General features: G+C 33.2%; 14 protein-coding genes and 1 tRNA gene (1 of these 15 running past the window's edge). 3 read left to right on the forward strand and 12 right to left on the reverse strand.

What is annotated here, in order from left to right:
- The first annotated feature begins 465 nt into the window (after window positions 1–465).
- Together gldJ and murF are read left to right on the forward strand one after the other, a co-directional pair.
- Window positions 466–2,142: a gliding motility lipoprotein GldJ gene (gldJ, locus tag ATE84_RS23560; protein ID WP_101450250.1), complete on the forward strand. Its 1,677-nt coding sequence runs from the start codon at window positions 466–468 to the stop codon at window positions 2,140–2,142.
- Window positions 2,143–2,224: 82 nt separating this feature from the next.
- Window positions 2,225–3,505, forward strand: a complete 1,281-nt coding sequence (murF, locus tag ATE84_RS23565; protein ID WP_101450251.1) for a UDP-N-acetylmuramoyl-tripeptide--D-alanyl-D-alanine ligase — start codon at window positions 2,225–2,227, stop codon at window positions 3,503–3,505.
- On the opposite strand, the gene ATE84_RS23570 is transcribed toward murF, so the two are convergent.
- The 8 genes from ATE84_RS23570 to ATE84_RS23605 form a co-directional block, all read right to left on the reverse strand.
- Window positions 3,502–4,584 (reverse strand): DUF2652 domain-containing protein, encoded by a 1,083-nt coding sequence (locus tag ATE84_RS23570; RefSeq protein WP_101450252.1) that lies wholly within the window; start codon window positions 4,582–4,584, stop codon window positions 3,502–3,504. The two genes, murF and ATE84_RS23570, sit on opposite strands and share 4 nt — an antisense overlap.
- Before the next feature lie 345 nt (window positions 4,585–4,929).
- Window positions 4,930–5,004 (reverse strand) — tRNA-Val (locus tag ATE84_RS23575).
- A gap of 69 nt (window positions 5,005–5,073) precedes the next feature.
- Entirely contained in the window at window positions 5,074–6,291 is a 1,218-nt protein-coding gene (locus ATE84_RS23580; RefSeq protein WP_101450253.1) for a folylpolyglutamate synthase/dihydrofolate synthase family protein, read from the reverse strand.
- A gap of 8 nt (window positions 6,292–6,299) precedes the next feature.
- A complete protein-coding gene (locus ATE84_RS23585; protein WP_101450254.1) occupies window positions 6,300–7,193 on the reverse strand; it encodes an energy transducer TonB in 894 nt (297 codons plus the stop codon).
- Window position 7,194: 1 nt separating this feature from the next.
- Window positions 7,195–7,587, reverse strand: a complete 393-nt coding sequence (locus ATE84_RS23590; RefSeq protein ID WP_024772018.1) for a biopolymer transporter ExbD — start codon at window positions 7,585–7,587, stop codon at window positions 7,195–7,197.
- Window position 7,588: 1 nt separating this feature from the next.
- Window positions 7,589–8,275 (reverse strand): MotA/TolQ/ExbB proton channel family protein, encoded by a 687-nt coding sequence (locus ATE84_RS23595; RefSeq protein ID WP_101450255.1) that lies wholly within the window; start codon window positions 8,273–8,275, stop codon window positions 7,589–7,591.
- Between the two features lie 84 nt (window positions 8,276–8,359).
- The gene (gene nhaB / locus ATE84_RS23600) at window positions 8,360–9,895 is read right to left on the reverse strand and encodes a sodium/proton antiporter NhaB (protein WP_101450256.1); all 1,536 of its coding nucleotides are present in this window, start codon (window positions 9,893–9,895) and stop codon (window positions 8,360–8,362) included.
- Window positions 9,896–9,922: 27 nt separating this feature from the next.
- On the reverse strand, window positions 9,923–11,149 hold the full coding sequence (locus ATE84_RS23605) for a Glu/Leu/Phe/Val dehydrogenase dimerization domain-containing protein (protein WP_101450257.1): 1,227 nt from the start codon (window positions 11,147–11,149) through the stop codon (window positions 9,923–9,925).
- A 469-nt stretch (window positions 11,150–11,618) separates the two neighbouring features.
- Here ATE84_RS23605 and ATE84_RS23610 point away from each other — a divergent pair, with 469 nt between their 5' ends.
- Window positions 11,619–12,761 carry an acyl-CoA dehydrogenase gene (locus tag ATE84_RS23610; RefSeq protein WP_024772014.1) on the forward strand — a complete coding sequence of 381 codons (1,143 nt, stop codon included), beginning with the start codon at window positions 11,619–11,621 and terminating at the stop codon, window positions 12,759–12,761.
- A gap of 93 nt (window positions 12,762–12,854) precedes the next feature.
- On the opposite strand, the gene ATE84_RS23615 is transcribed toward ATE84_RS23610, so the two are convergent.
- The 4 genes from ATE84_RS23615 to ATE84_RS23630 all read right to left on the reverse strand — a co-directional run.
- Entirely contained in the window at window positions 12,855–13,112 is a 258-nt protein-coding gene (locus tag ATE84_RS23615; protein ID WP_101450258.1) for a hypothetical protein, read from the reverse strand.
- A 73-nt stretch (window positions 13,113–13,185) separates the two neighbouring features.
- Complete coding sequence (locus ATE84_RS23620) at window positions 13,186–14,889, reverse strand: AraC family transcriptional regulator (RefSeq protein WP_101450259.1); 1,704 nt, start codon at window positions 14,887–14,889, stop codon at window positions 13,186–13,188.
- A 140-nt stretch (window positions 14,890–15,029) separates the two neighbouring features.
- Window positions 15,030–15,902, reverse strand: a complete 873-nt coding sequence (locus tag ATE84_RS23625) for a sugar phosphate nucleotidyltransferase (RefSeq protein WP_101450260.1) — start codon at window positions 15,900–15,902, stop codon at window positions 15,030–15,032.
- A gap of 14 nt (window positions 15,903–15,916) precedes the next feature.
- Window positions 15,917–16,243: the 3' portion of a mevalonate kinase gene (locus ATE84_RS23630; protein WP_101450261.1), read on the reverse strand. The gene runs 747 nt beyond the window's last position; 327 of the gene's 1,074 nt are visible here — the last part of the coding sequence; the start codon falls outside the window, past its right edge; the stop codon is at window positions 15,917–15,919.

Here is a 16,243-nt window from a genome sequence, read left to right on the forward strand (position 1 = left end):
AGTGAGTTCTTAGTTTTTTTAAGTTGCTGGTTTATAAACGCTGATTTTAAAGATATCTTATATTTCATTCTATTTTCCCTGAATAATTTTAATTAAAACACTCCAAATTCGAGCTCTCAAATTCTTTATAAACTTTTAAAATTCAAACAATTGACAACCTTGACCTTGTGCAAGATTACACACTACAAGAAGTAAAAATAATGTTAAATAATCATGATTTTTAACATTTTATTAAGAGATCTGTTTTTCATAAAAAAAGTAAGTGCAATGTTTTTTTTCTAATATTCTAAATTTCTTGTTTTTATCACATCTCAAATAATAAACTCATGAATATTGCGTTAAACCAGAGTCGTTATAAATTCATAAAAAAATGTGAATTGATAATATTTTGAAAAAATTAGGGTAATTTTAACGTTTATTATTTATATTGCAAGCCCTAATTTCTACTTAAACGAACTTAAGATTATGAAAAACGCGTTTATTTTTAAGTCGCTAATGGCACTTTCCATTAGTGTTTTACTGTTTAGTTGTTCTAAGAACGATTATGGGAGCAGTTCTAGAGCCACAGGTTGGAAATACAATTCCAAAGATGGTGGATTTCAGGTACAGACAAATTACAAAGAGCAAGAGACTGGTCCTGGTTTAGTATTTATTGAAGGAGGTACATTTACTATGGGACGTGTACAAGATGATGTAATGCATGATTGGAACAACACTCCAACTCAGCAACACGTTCAATCCTTTTATATGGATGAAACCGAAGTTACTAATGTGATGTATTTGGAGTACCTTGATTGGCTGAAAGGAGTATACCCTCCTACAGAACCAAAATACAGAAACATATATTATGGAGCTCTTCCTGATACTTTAGTATGGAGAAATCGACTTGGTTTTAATGAGATGATGACCAATAATTACTTACGTCACCCTGCGTATGCTAATTATCCTGTTGTAGGGGTAAATTGGATTCAAGCAATAGAATTCAGTAATTGGAGAACTAATCGCGTTAATGAAAGAATTCTTGAAGAAGAAGATGTAATTAAAAAGAATGCTCCTTTTGAAGATGTTTCTGCAGAAAGTACTTTTGATACAGATACCTATTTAAATGCTCCTACGCAAACTTATGGAGGTAATGATGAAGCCATCAGAGGTGGTAGAGCATCAGAAAAATACGAAAGAACAAATGATTCTACAGGTCTATACATACAACGTAAAGACGGATTACTTTTACCCAAGTACAGACTTCCAACCGAAGCTGAGTGGGAATATGCCGCTTTAGGTTTAGTAGAAATCAGAAGTTACAACATCTATAGAGGTAGAAAAAAATATCCTTGGACAGGAAAATATACACGTTCTGGAAAAAGAAGAACTCGTGGAGATCAATTAGCTAACTTTAAACAAGGTGATGGTGACTATGGTGGAATCGCTGGATGGAGTGATGATGGTGCGGATATTACTGCTCCTGTAAAATCCTACAATCCTAACGATTATGGTCTATATGACATGGCAGGTAACGTTGCAGAATGGGTGGCTGATGTATACAGACCTATTGTAGATGATGAATATAATGATTTCAACTACTACAGAGGTAATGTATATACCAAAAATGCTATCAATCCTGACGGAACTGTAAAAATTGTTATGACAGATTCTATCGTATACGATACACTTAGTAATGGTAAAATTATAGCACGAGTATTGCCTGGTGGAATTTTACAAGTTCCTATTGATGAAAACGAAACATACATGAGAACTAATTTTACCGATAGTGACAATAGAAACTATAGAGATGGTGATAAGAGTTCTTCTAGATACTATGAAGGATTTCAAGATCAAGCCACTCCTAACAGAAGGATGTATAATGCACCTATTCATTATGTAGGTCCTGATGCAGAAGATAGCACACAAATGGACAGAAGATACGATGAATCGAGTAAAAGAACTACTATCGTTGATAATGAAGTACGTGTATACAAAGGTGGTTCTTGGAAAGACAGAGCCTACTGGTTAGATCCGGCACAAAGAAGATTTATGCCACAAGATATGGCCACAGATTATATTGGTTTCAGAAATGCAATGTCTCGTGTTGGTACTAAAGCCAGAAAGAAAAAAACACCAAGACACCAGAAACCAAAAGGATAATAGCTTAGAATTTAATTAAAGTTCGTTATAAATACAAAAGCCCTGTACATATTTGTCAGGGCTTTTTAATATCATCTGGTTAATGACTATCACCCAAATACATCAATTATTCTTAGCAAGCAGTGGCGCATGCACTGATACCCGAAAAATTGAACCTAATGCCATTTTTTTTGCTTTAAAGGGAGAAAATTTTAATGGAAATACATATGCACAAAAGGCTCTAGAGCATGGGGCAGCATATGCAATAATTGATGAAGTAGCGTTTAAAACTACAGAACAACATATTCTTGTAGATGATGTTCTAAAAACACTACAAGACTTAGCTTCGTTTCATCGCCAGCACCTAAATATCCCTATCATTGCTTTAACAGGAAGTAATGGAAAAACCACTACAAAAGAATTAATCAACAGTGTTCTTTCTTCCTCTTTTAAGACAACCCCCACGATAGGTAATCTAAATAATCATATCGGAGTTCCTCTTACGCTTTTATCGATGACAAAGGAAACTCAAATAGGAATTGTAGAAATGGGAGCCAATCATCTGGAGGAAATAGCATCTTTATGTTCTATTGCCAAACCAGATTATGGTTATATCACAAATATTGGCAAAGCCCACCTAGAAGGTTTTGGAAGTGTCGAAGGTGTTTTAAAAGGAAAAACAGAACTTTATGATTACTTAAAAAAACATGATAAACTAGTTTTTCTTAATCTTGAGGATAAAAAACTAGTGAATGCCTCTTCAGAAATAAAGACCTATAGTTTTTCACAATCCAATACAAGTGATGCTATTATTAAATTAGCAGATACCAATCCTAATGTAATTATTTCTTATCAAGACAAAACTATACAAAGCAATCTAATAGGCCTGTATAACTTCACCAACATTGCGGCAGCCATAGCTATTGGATCTTATTTAAAAATTAGCTTTGATAAGATCAAAGGCGCAATAGAATCTTACACCCCTACAAATAATCGTTCGCAAATCATTAAAAAAGGAAATCATACAATTATCCTGGATGCCTATAATGCTAATCCAACAAGCATGGAAGCTGCTATCAATAATTTGGTTCAATTGCAATATGATACTAAAATTGTATTTTTAGGAGATATGTTTGAATTGGGTGTTGATGCATCTCTAGAGCATCAAAAAATAGCTGATCAGATAAGTGATACAGAAACAGACGAAATTTATTTAATCGGCAGTCATTTTTTTGGCACTAAATGCACGAACCCAAATATTCAAAAATTTAAATCTTATGAAGATCTTGAGGCTAATTGGAGTCTAAAAAATCAAAAAGATATAATTCTGATCAAAGGATCACGAGGGATGAAGCTAGAAAGAATTCTAGATCTTCTTAACTAAGCTATAGCATCGTTTCTTACAAATGCTTCAAGATTATCTAAAGATGCCTTTACAGACTTCCTAACAACTCTTTTTATCAAAAGAAACAACATCAACTTATGCACTATTGATTTCGACTTAGGATAGATCTCTACAGTCAGCAAGCATCTATTACCAGGCAATGATTTTATAACAAAAAACTGATATAATGCATGTATAGGAACATCTGTAGTGCGTTCTCCATACACAATCTCATCAGGACTTGCTTTTTTGGTCACTGTTGTAAAATTGAGTCGTTTTCCATCAATTACACAAACATGTTCGGTACCTAATCGAGTAACCTCTCCTGGGTTGTACTCGAATTTATCAACTCCCTTTGCCCAATAATGCCTATAGCTATAATTAGTAATATACTCTAATAATTGTGTCGCAGGAATTTCAAATTCTTTAGTTAAAACTATAGCTGGAGAACATTTAAAATCTACCACTTCTGGAATAGCAAAAGGAGTAAGTTTTAACTTATTTTTACTTATTTCAGAAAACAAATAAATAATCTCCTTAGTATCATAAGTATCTTTACTCTCCCTAAAATGATATAATTTACTCTCATAACTAACAGGAAGTCCAATAGTTTTTGACACTTCATCACTTAATAAAGCATAGTTATCACTTACAATAGAGTTTTTAAGTAACCTATGCGCCTCAATAACTACCTGACCAAAAGGCTTACGCTTTTCTTGCACCGTAATAAATTGTAATTCTCCACAATGCACTACTATTTTTAGCTGTAAATCCGGCGCTGTAGCACATGCATTACAAGGACAAACACGATTTTTCTCCAAAAGTTTGAGGTGACTATAAAACGCAGTAAACATTGTTTCAATCTGCGCCAGTAGCTTTTCTTGTGACGGAATTTCATTTTCTTTATAAAAAAACAATGCATCCCCTTCTACTTCAGCTAATTTTAAATCTTGTGTATTGGCATTAATCAAAACTTCTAACAACTCAGAAATTACATGTTGACTATGTTCTACCTCGGTATTCTGAACAAAGTGTGTGAAACCTGAAATATCGGGTATAAAGAGTAATGATTTTGCCATCTGAAGATATGCTATTTGTTTTAATTAAAATGAAAGAGAAGTATAGTTTTGTATACTTTTCAAATCATAGACTAGCTACTTTTATATATAATGTAGTAGGTATTTTTCTTTATAACTAACAATATACAAATCCTTATGGATCATCAATGTGCTAATGGACGTATTTAACCCTTCATTAATATTCCATGGCTTGATCATTTTTAGCACTCTATCAAAGTAAAAAATGATATTAACTACACATCTACTTGTTTTAGTTTAAACTCAAAAGCTCTTGATAGAATTAAAAAGAAAGTTTATTCTGAAATAAAAAAATCCGCACAAAGTATGTACGGATTTTTGTTGTTGTGGGCGCTAAGGGATTCGAACCCCTGACCCCTTGGGTGTAAACCAAGTGCTCTGAACCAACTGAGCTAAGCGCCCGCTATCTTGCGATTGCGGATGCAAATATAAGACAGTTTTATAGTCTACCAAAAGAATTTTAAAGAAAAATTAAATTATTTCTGCAACAACAAATGTACTTCCTCCTATATAAACAACATCTTTATCTGTAGCTTGCTGTAATGCAGCTTTATACGCTTCTACTACCGAACTATACTCCTCGCCTATTAGATTAAACTTTAAAGCTTCTTTTTTTAATTTTTTCTCATCAAGCCCTCTTAAAACATCGGGGCGAGAAAAATAATATCGGGCCTCTACAGGAAATAACGGTAAAATAGTATCCAAATCTTTATCATCAACCACTCCTAACACCACATGAAGATAATCAAACTCTTCTTCAACCAACTGCTTCATCACCATTTTTAACCCATCCTCGTTATGTGCAGTATCACATATCACTTTAGGCTTTTTTTGTAATATCTGCCATCTCCCCAACAAATGAGTATTCTTTACAACATTCTGAAGCCCTTTTTTAATATCATTTTCAGATATACTCCACCCATTAGATTTGATCAAATCTATAGTTTGTAAAACGGTCCTTATATTTTCTTTTTGATAAGTTCCTTTTAGATCCGATGGATATATCGCACAGTTACAATCTTCAGCAAGATACAGAGGACTTTGGGATGTATTAGCAACCTCTGCAAAAACCTTTGATGTCTCTTCTACATTCCTTCCTATAACAACCGGTACACCTTCTTTAATGATTCCTGCTTTTTCTGAGGCTATTGCCGTTAAAGTATCCCCCAGAAAACGAGTATGATCTAATCCAATATTGGTAATTACAGAAACTTCTGGGGTAATAATATTCGTAGAATCCAATCTCCCTCCAAGGCCCACTTCTATCACAGCAATATCTACCTGATTTCCTGCAAAATACTGAAATGCCATTCCTACAGTCATTTCAAAAAAAGAAAGTTGATGCGACTCTAGATAAGATTGATGTTTTGAAATAAAATCGATCACATACTCTTCAGATATAGCAGCTCCATTAATTCGAATACGTTCTCTAAAATCTTTTAGATGGGGTGAAGTATATAACCCTACTTTATATCCTGCTTCCTGCAGTATTGAAGCCAGCATATGACTTGTAGAGCCTTTACCATTTGTTCCTGCTACATGTATGCTCTTAAATTTGGTTTCGGGACTTTTTAGATATGCTGCTAATTGTATCGTATTATGAAGATCGACTTTGTATGCACTAGCTCCCTGGCGTTGATACATTGGTAATTGGGTAAACATCCAATCGAGGGTTTCCCTATAGTTCATTCTTTGTATTATTCAGAAAGTTTAAACTGATAAATAATTGTACCTACTTGCTTTGCCGGAGCTTTAGAATCACTATTAAATCGCGTAGCCAAGGCTGCTCTTTTTGCCGGTCCCATTAAACAGGAAGCACTATTGGTCGTTCCTTTAATTCCTGGAGTAGCTTTAATCACTTTTCCGTTTTGATTAACTTCTATTTTTACCACAACAATACCCGACTCATTACAATCCTGAACAAATTTTTCTTTATTAAGAGCCTTTCTACCGCCTAATCGATAATTACCATCTCCATCCAACCCTTTTCCGGCTCCGTAATATGATTTGGCATTAGGATCTCCATCCGGACTTCCCTTATCCCCTGGTGATCTATCATCCCCTTCTCCTCCTTTTGCCTTACCATCATTCTTTGGACCATTAGAAAAACTATTTAGGATATCAAGAGTAGATTTATCCGGTTTTGGATCTGGTTTTTTTTCTTCTACCTTCTTAACAGGCTTTTCTTTGGTTGTATTTTTTGAAGGCTTCTGATCAGAAGGTTTAGGTTTTTCTTTAGGCTTCTCAGTCTCTTTTTTAGGCTTCTTTTTTGGTTTTTTTTCTATTACCGGTGCGTCTTCGAGCTCCTGTGTTACCACCTTATCTTTTATTTGAGGGGATTTCTCTTGTGGTTCTGGAGTCGACGACGTAGTTTCAGGAGTAGTTTTCCTGGGTGATGATTTAATAGGTTTATTAGGTTGAATTTTACCTGAACCAGTTGCTGTGGTACCAAAGTTTACAGCGATACCACTTTCTTCTTCAGGCTCCATATAACTTAAGCTTAGATAAAACAATAAAAAGATAATCGCTATGTGTACCAGTATGGTAAGCACAAAGGATTTCTTTTTATGTCTTGTATCTAACTTTATCATTTTATTCGGGCCTAACGGCTAATATTACTTTAAATTTATTTCTATTGGCAATATCCATTACACTAACTGCTTTTTCTATAGGAACTCCTTCTTCTGCTCTTAGAATAATAGTAGGCTCATTTTTTCCTTGTAATCGAGACAATAATGTAGATTCTAAACTACTTTGACTTATACGCTCTTCATCGATATAGTATTGCAATTTATTAGTAATACTTACCGATATATTTTGCACATTAGAACTCTTTCCTTTGGCTTTTGGCAATATTAAATCCAAGGCTTCTGGAGTAATCGCAGGAGAGGTTAGTAAAAAGAAAACTAATAACAGAAATACAATATCTGTCATAGAAGACATACTAAACTCCGGACTAACTTTATTTCTTCCTCTTAAATTCATATTATGCAGGTTCGTTTAATAAATCTAAGAAATCTACAGCATTTGCTTCCATACTGTGGATCACCTTATCTGTACGAACCACCAAATGGTTATACCCTATATAGGCTACAATTCCTACTACTAGTCCACCAACAGTTGTTGTCATAGCCGTATAAATACCTTCGGCCAAAACACCCATATCTGCAGTTCCTGAACTTGATGCCAGATTATGGAATGCCAAAATCATACCAATTACTGTTCCTAGAAAACCAATCATAGGAGCAGCTCCTGCTACTGTAGCAAGAATACTAACATTTTTTTCTAATTTATATACTTCTAATCGACCAGCATTTTCGATTGCTTTATTAATATCTTCTAGCGAATGACCTATTCTCGAAATCCCCTTTTCGGTCAATCTTGCTATAGGATTATTCGTCTGTGCGCATAAAATTTTTGCGGCTTCAATTTTACCACTTACTACGCTATCTTTAATTTTATCCATAAAACTTTCATCATATTTTGAAGCTGCTTTAATGGCAAAAATTCTTTCAAAATAAATATACACTGCGACAAACAGTAACACAAAAAGAATCGATATGATTACGATTGCTCCTGTTCCACCACTAAGTAAAAGATCCATAATGGATAATGAATTCTCTTCTACTTGCGGATCAATTTCTGGGGTATTTTGGGCTAAAGCACCAAGCATTGGTATATACGTCATTTTGATTTTGTTAATTTAGTGTTAGTATACTAACGTTATTTCTGTAGGTAAAGTATGTTATTATTATTCTTATAGCATATATATTACTCCTAATAAACCAATCACTCCAAGCACTATAGTATATGGAAAAGCCATCTTTACCATTTTGGTATAGGATAATCCAATTAACGGTGCTAAAGAAGAGGTTAGTAAAAATAAGAACGCTGCCTGACCATTAGGTGTTGCAACACTAGGTAAATTTGTTCCTGTATTGATTGCAATTGCCAATTTTTCAAATTGTTCTCGTGAAATTGCTCCATTATCAAAAGCTTGTTTAACTTCTCCTATATATACTGTTGCAACAAAAACATTATCACTAATCATCGATAACACTCCATTAGCAACATAAAACATAGAAGGTTGTTGACTCGGATCTAAAGACAAGGCCCAATCAATAATTGGTGTAAAAAGATGTTGATCATGAATCATCGCTACTATAACAAAGAAAACTACGATTAGACCGGTAAACGGAAGTGCTTCTTCAAAAGCTTTTCCTAATTGATGCTCTTCTGTAATCCCCATAAAGGCAGTTTGAACAACAATTAATGCCAACCCTATAAAACCAACTGGCGCTATATGCCATGCTAAACCAACAATCAAAAGTAATGCTGATATTGCCTGTACTATTAATCCATATTTTGATTTATCAGATCTATTTGCATCTTCATCTTCTGTATAATTTTCTATAATTTTTCTGGCTACTTCTGGTAATTTTGCTCCAAACCCGAATGTTTTTGTGCTTTCTAAAATTACTGTTGTGACCAATCCTGCTCCTAGCACTGGTAACGAAACCGGAGCCATTTTTAAAAAGAATTGTATAAAATCCCACCCCATTCGTTCTCCTATCAATAAGTTTTGAGGTTCACCAACCAAAGTACAAACACCTCCTAGGGCAGTACCTACAACACCGTGCATCACTAAACTCCTCAAAAAACTTCTAAACTGCTCTAAAGTTTCTCCACTTAATTCTTTTCTATCTAACACACCACTCTCATCATAATCTCCCGATCCAGAATGAATTTTGTGATATACTCCATAGAACCCTACTGCAACGCTAATTAAAACAGCTGTCACTGTTAAGGCGTCCAAAAATGCAGAAAGTACTGCCGCTAGAAATACAAATAATAGCGACAATACCATTTTAGATTTTATTTTGGTAAATACTTTACTAAAAATATACATTAATAAAGGCTTCATAAAGTATATACCTGCAACCATAAAAACCAATAGCAAAACTACCTCTAAGTTTTGAACTACTTCAACATAAACTCCACTCATAATCTTTTCTCCTTTATGGTTAAGGATTGGGTTATGATCTGCATCTAACATTGGAGTAGGAAAAGAATTAGTCAATCTTAATGCTAAAATTTCTATTGCCAACAACCCTCCTGATTGTAACGGATAACATTTAAGCGCCATTGCAAGGGTAAAAATAAATTCACCAATAAATATCCAGGCTGTTATCGTCTTTCCGAAAAGGAAAAAAGAAAATACATTAAAAATCAAAAATCCGATCATTACGGTTTTATACCATTTCGGACTGCTCCCTAAAAAATACTTGAACATAGTTTTACTCGGTTAATACAATTAATATTATATCAGCTGTCTAAGAGCTATCTCAAACGCCGTTTTACTGATATTAGTTTCTGTTTGTTTTTCATTATAAGTATCCTGAATCGCTTTCTTTATGGTTTCTGAAGTATCCTTAAAAATAGCTTCATCAGTCATTTGTACTTTTCGCTCCATGAAATAAGCAAATACTCTTGCCATTCCGCAATTAGAAATAAAATCTGGAATCAGGCTTACGCGCTCATCGGTGTATTCCATTATTGGTCCAAAAAATATTTCGCTATCAGCGAAAGGGACATTGGCTCCACATGAAATAACTTCTAAACCAGAATCAATCATTTTGGTAATTTGATCTTTGGTAATCAATCTAGATGCTGCACAAGGGGCAAAAATCTCGGTTTGCAAGGACCATATTTTTTCATTCATTTCATCAAAAGGAATGCGCTGTTCACTATACAGTTTATTTCCTCTTTTATTTAAATACAATTGTTTTATTTCTTCAAATGAAAAACCATCCTCGTTAATAAGTCCTCCAGCATGATCAATTATCCCCACAATCTTTGCTCCCATCTCAGAAAGATAATATGCTGCTGCGGATCCTACATTACCGAAACCTTGCACTACAGCTTTTTTCCCTTTTACTTCACCGCCATAAATGGCATAATAATGTCGTACCGCCTCTGCAACTCCATACCCTGTAATCATATCTGCTACAGTATATTTTTTGGTAACATCGGGAGAAAACATGGTATTCTCTAATACTTTAATTACGCCCTGGCGTAACTGACCTATTCTATTTATTTTATCAGCTTCAGTTGGTTGAAAATGACCATTAAATACACCTTCCTGAGGATGCCATACTCCACATTCTTCGGTAATAGGTATAACCTCATGGATTTCATCTACGTTAAGATCTCCTCCTGTACCATAATAACTCTTTAACAAAGGAGATACAGCTTTATACCATCTCTTAAGAACTCCTTTTTTACGAGGATCATCGGGATCAAAATTAATCCCCGACTTGGCTCCTCCTATTGCAGGGCCAGATACTGTAAATTTGACTTCCATTGTTTTTGCTAAAGAAAGAACCTCATTCATATCTAATCCTTTACGCATTCTGGTTCCTCCACCTGCAGCACCACCTCTCAATGAATTTATAACTGTCCATCCTTCTGCTTCAGTTTCAGCATCTTTCCAATTAAAAACTATCTCGGGTGTTTTATTCTCGTATTTACTTAATAACTCTTTCATTCTTAAAATTTCAATTTATTGAATAACCAATTGTTTTTAAAAAAAACATTTTAAAAAACAACATACTCATTTTATCCTATCTTTTTAATTAAATAATCCTCCATTACGGAGGTTAGAGTTGAGCCATATTACCAGATATTACAATAAATCGAATTATAGTCTAAATGCGACTTCACAAATATAAAAAACTAAACATGGCAAAAGCTTAAATAAAAATAAAATTATGGTAATTAAACAGCAGTTTTTTTACTTCAAAAAAAATAATCCATGGCATTTTTACATCCCTTATACAAATCTCCTATACTTTATCTTAAAAAATGATTATCTCAAAAAATCAAAAAAACAGTAAAACTATCATATTATAGCTTATATTTGTGGTATTAATAACAAAATCGTGATTATCTCGATTTATTTTCATTGAAAGTGAAAATTTCGTGTTATGCACGCACAGTAAATTATAAAGAAAATTATGGACTTCAAATTATCCGAAGAGCAGTTAATGATACGCGACGCAGCTCGTGATTTTGCTAAAACAGAACTATTACCTGGTGTAATCGAACGTGATAACAAACAAGAATTCCCTAAAGAACAAGTAAGAAGAATGGGAGAACTTGGATTTTTAGGAATGATGGCTTCTCCAGAGTATGGTGGTGGTGGAATGGACACTATTTCTTATGTTTTGGCAATGGAAGAATTATCCAAAGTAGATGCCTCTTGTTCTGTAATTGTATCTGTAAACAATTCTTTGGTATGTTGGGGCCTTGACACTTTTGGAAATGCTGAGCAAAAAGAAAAATATTTAACTAAACTTACTACAGGAGAATCAATAGGAGCTTTTTGCCTATCTGAACCTGAAGCGGGTAGTGATGCTACTTCTCAAAAAACAACTGCCATTGATAAAGGCGACCACTATATCCTAAATGGAACAAAAAACTGGATTACCAATGGTAATTCTGCCGATTATTATTTAGTTATTGCTCAAACAGATAGAGAAAAAAAGCATAAAGGCATCAACGCTTTTATTGTTGAAAAAGGATGGGAAGGATTTGAAGTTGGACCAAAAGAAGATAAATTAGGAATCAGAGGAAGTGACACACATTCTCTTATATTTAACGATGTAAAAGTTCCTAAGGAAAATCGAATTGGTGAAGATGGTTTTGGATTTAAGTTTGCTATGAAAACATTAGCCGGAGGTCGTATAGGAATCGCTGCACAAGCATTAGGGATTGCAGCTGGAGCATATGAATTAGCAAAAGAATATGCTAAGGTTCGCAAAGCTTTTGGCACAGAAATTATGAATCACCAAGCAATTGCTTTTAAACTTGCCGACATGCATGTACAGATTGAAGCTGCCCGTATGTTAGTTTATAAAGCTGCAATGGACAAAGATAACCATGAGAACTATGACTTATCTGGTGCTATGGCAAAACTAGCTGCGTCTCAAGCTGCAATGGATGTTAGTATAGAAGCTGTACAAATTCATGGTGGTAATGGTTTTGTTAAAGAATATCACGTAGAACGATTAATGAGAGATGCAAAAATCACACAGATATATGAAGGTACCAGCGAGATACAAAAAATCGTAATTTCAAGAAGTATTCTTAGAGATTGATTAGTTAAAACTCTCTAATAAAAAAGCCCAAACTATAATCTGTAGTTTGGGCTTTTGTGTTATTTATTTTAACCTAGATTAGTTACATCATTACTATTTCCTAATAAAACTACATTTTGTTTCCTCAACATTACAAGGAGACTCAGAATCACAACCATCACTATTACAAAGATTATTAAGTATGGAACCGATTTCTTGAAAACCACCACCTCTCACATCATATATCATCGGGTTATCTAATTTTGTTATTTTAATTTTTTGAAGATTGATTTTAATTTTACTCTTTCTTTTCATGGTTTCTTTTGTATTAATGGATGCATCAAAAGTAATGAAGAAACAATCTTGTAGCATCTATTAAAAATCATTTACAGGTCAAAATTTATAAATTTTCACCTTATTTCACTACAAATACAAGCAGCCCAAACTAATTTCCATACTTTTTCATAAACTCTGCAGGATTACATCCTTTTTGTTTAGAAAAAGCTGTAACAAAAGATTGTAGGTTATTAAAACCAACTTCTTTTGCCATTGACTTGATCGAGTAATGTTTAAAATTTTTATTTTGCTCTATCTGTTGTAAACAATATCCAATTCTCAAATCATTAATATAATTTGCAAAATTCTTTTTCTTCTCCATGTTAATCACCTTGGATAAATAGGTAGAATTTGTTTTTAAGTTTTTCGAAACCTTATTTAAAGTAAGATCGTTTTTTAAATATCCTTTATTATCTTCAAAATCGTTCAACTTCTCAAGTATTTCTTTTTTTAATTTAGTTGAAAAATTCTTACTTGACTTCACACTCTTCCTCTCTTTATTCTCCAAAACTTTAACCTTCTCTAATTCCCTATTTAATTCAATTTTATAATTATTTTTTCTTTTCTTAGAAAAATAGATATATAAAGAACTTACAATTATGATCAAAAAGACACTAAACGCTATTGACTTATAAGTTAAAACTTTATTGTCATTTCTAATTTCACTTATCAAGTGATCTTTATCTTTGATCAACTGTGGTATATCGTACTTTTTTACAATGGAGTGATTTAATCGGCTATATTTTATATTAGAAACGTTTTCATACCGTAACAGTTTTTTCATTATTTCTAACTGATTCCTTTGATCTTTATTCTTTTTATAGTGATCAAGCAATAATGTAAACGCTTCTCTTATTTCTAATCTATAATTTGACTCATTAGTAATTTCATCTACTTTCTTTAAATATTGTAATGCTTTTCGTTCTTCTTTTAGTTGCAAATAGGTTTTCCCCAAATACAGATACCCCTTTCTTACATTTACATCATTGACATCTTCTTCAGATAAAATCAATGCTTTATCCAAACTATCGATAGCCGATTGGTATTCTTCTCTATAGTAACTATTGATTCCGTAAGCAAATAAAAGATTCGGGTAATGATGCTTATAAGTATTAGACAGACTAGCTTTTATTCCTTTTTTAAGATAAAAGTATGCCGAATCATAGTGCTTAAGTCGATTATAACTATCAGACAATTTATACAACGTAGCTACATAAATCTGACTACGTCTTAAAACACTATTCTCCTGTTTCATTAAATAATTATAATTCTCTTTATACACCAATAGTGCTTCTTTCTCTTTTCCCAGAATGGTTTTTAACAATGCAATATTATGTTTTAAACCAATCAATTGTCGTTTATTGTTATTCCTTTCCGCATATTCTTTAGCAACTAAATATGCTTCTAATGCTTCATAATGTTGTTCTATTGTACTTAATATATTTCCTTTTATCATATATCCTGTAGAAGGATAATGGTTATTTCGTAACTTTTTTGTTATTTCTATTATAGAGTCTGCATATAGTAATGATATTTTAGGTTGCTTTTTGTAGATAGAAAGAAACATTTGGTATCCATCTGCTATCCTTTCATTATTAATCTGTTTTTTCGCTTTAAAAATATAAGTATCCGCAAGTTTTCGTTTATAAACAGAATCGAGGTCTTTCCCTTTCCAAAACTCAATTGCTAATTCCTGTAATGTTTTATTTTGTAATGAATTTTTAAAGGTATCCTGTTCTGCTTTTAGTTCTTGCATAGAATATAAAGTAGACATAAAACATCCTAATACAACAAACGAGTAGATAGCTTTCATATGTATTCTAATCAGGAATAAGAATCAATTTTAACAAAATTTTAAACAAACATACAAAGAATATTAATCATCAAAAGATTCATCTAGATAAGGTGAACTTTTATGATCAACCTTTTTTTTAAAAGATTATACGAAACGTCTTATCGGCTCCAATCCATATTGACATAGTATTCCTCAATATATTCTTTAAGGATAGCAATATCCTCTTTTGATGTTAGATCTGGCACATGTTCTGATATCGGTATCCCAATAATTGATGTTGGATGTTCTTTTACCATATTTAATAGTGCTGTAGGAAGTTCTTTTTCATTCCTTTTTTCATTAACCGGGCAATTCACTACATATTCCTGAAACATGGCTCCATTAAATTTAAAAATATTCATACTTACTCGAAGTTTACCAGATCCATCTTTATAGAGCTCACTGTCTTCGACTGATGGTTTTTCTATTATATTTTTCAAAAACCCTTCTTCATCCAAAGATACCAGAGCAAATCGAGCTATCCGTTGCAAACTAAATTGCAACGTATCTCTATCATAACTCACAAAAGCATTTACATGATCGGTACTGCGTAAAGCTTTTAAAGCAGCTTCAGAATACAAATTATCGCTATTACAAACGGTATAGGTTTCACTATTCAGTTCTGGATATTGTGTGATTGCCTGATGAAGAGCATCTGCGGTTCCAAAAGGTTTCTCTCTATCTTTTGGGATATATTGTATTGCATAGTTAATAGTGAGACCATGAAAATTATTTCCACCAGGATTATCTCCATAAAACTCTTTTATCAGGTTTTCTTTTTCTCCAATAACAATGAATATATGTTTATACCCTGCCTCTTTAGCATTATACAAAAGATAATCCATCACAGGTCTCCCACTTGCATCTATACTAATAAGAGATTTTGATCTCGTATTAGCTTGCGCTGTTAAGTCTGTACTTAATCCGGTTTTTATCGCCTTCTTCATTCGTGAAGACGCTCCTCCTGCCAAAATGATTAAATTTTCATGCATAATTTCTCCTTGCTTTAAACAACTCTTGCTCCAGAGTCTACGTTTACAATATAAGCTGTTTTACCTTCTCGTTTAATAGCTTCTACAACGTATTGCTCCTTATCTTTTGGAGCTATAGCGACAATACTACCTCCTCCACCTGATCCAACAATTTTAACTCCATAAGCCCCAGCTTCGATTGCACTATCTACCATTTTATCTATTACCGGAACAGTTATTTTAAGAATATTTTTTAGAATAAGATGATGCTGATTCATCAAATCCCCTATATACTTCATATCAGGATTTTCTTTTCTAAATTCCTGTAAAGCTTTAAGGGTTATAGCATGATTTTTCAATGC

The sequence above is a fragment of the Aquimarina sp. MAR_2010_214 genome, assembly GCF_002846555.1.
Taxonomy (GTDB): domain Bacteria; phylum Bacteroidota; class Bacteroidia; order Flavobacteriales; family Flavobacteriaceae; genus Aquimarina.

Excerpts from the sequence above, each read along its gene's own strand:
- nhaB (WP_101450256.1), bottom strand. The coding sequence starts at position 9,895 with ATGTTCAAGTATTTTTTAGGGAGCAGTCCGAAATGGTATAAAACCGTA.
- ATE84_RS23580 (WP_101450253.1), bottom strand. The coding sequence starts at position 6,291 with ATGAACTATAGGGAAACCCTCGATTGGATGTTTACCCAATTACCAATG.
- ATE84_RS23570 (WP_101450252.1), bottom strand. The coding sequence starts at position 4,584 with ATGGCAAAATCATTACTCTTTATACCCGATATTTCAGGTTTCACACAC.
- ATE84_RS23615 (WP_101450258.1), bottom strand. The coding sequence starts at position 13,112 with ATGCTACAAGATTGTTTCTTCATTACTTTTGATGCATCCATTAATACA.
- ATE84_RS23625 (WP_101450260.1), bottom strand. The coding sequence starts at position 15,902 with ATGCATGAAAATTTAATCATTTTGGCAGGAGGAGCGTCTTCACGAATG.
- ATE84_RS23620 (WP_101450259.1), bottom strand. The coding sequence starts at position 14,889 with ATGAAAGCTATCTACTCGTTTGTTGTATTAGGATGTTTTATGTCTACT.
- ATE84_RS23590 (WP_024772018.1), bottom strand. The coding sequence starts at position 7,587 with ATGAATTTAAGAGGAAGAAATAAAGTTAGTCCGGAGTTTAGTATGTCT.
- ATE84_RS23610 (WP_024772014.1), top strand. The coding sequence starts at position 11,619 with ATGGACTTCAAATTATCCGAAGAGCAGTTAATGATACGCGACGCAGCT.
- ATE84_RS23605 (WP_101450257.1), bottom strand. The coding sequence starts at position 11,149 with ATGAAAGAGTTATTAAGTAAATACGAGAATAAAACACCCGAGATAGTT.
- ATE84_RS23585 (WP_101450254.1), bottom strand. The coding sequence starts at position 7,193 with ATGATAAAGTTAGATACAAGACATAAAAAGAAATCCTTTGTGCTTACC.
- gldJ (WP_101450250.1), top strand. The coding sequence starts at position 466 with ATGAAAAACGCGTTTATTTTTAAGTCGCTAATGGCACTTTCCATTAGT.
- murF (WP_101450251.1), top strand. The coding sequence starts at position 2,225 with ATGACTATCACCCAAATACATCAATTATTCTTAGCAAGCAGTGGCGCA.
- ATE84_RS23595 (WP_101450255.1), bottom strand. The coding sequence starts at position 8,275 with ATGCTTGGTGCTTTAGCCCAAAATACCCCAGAAATTGATCCGCAAGTA.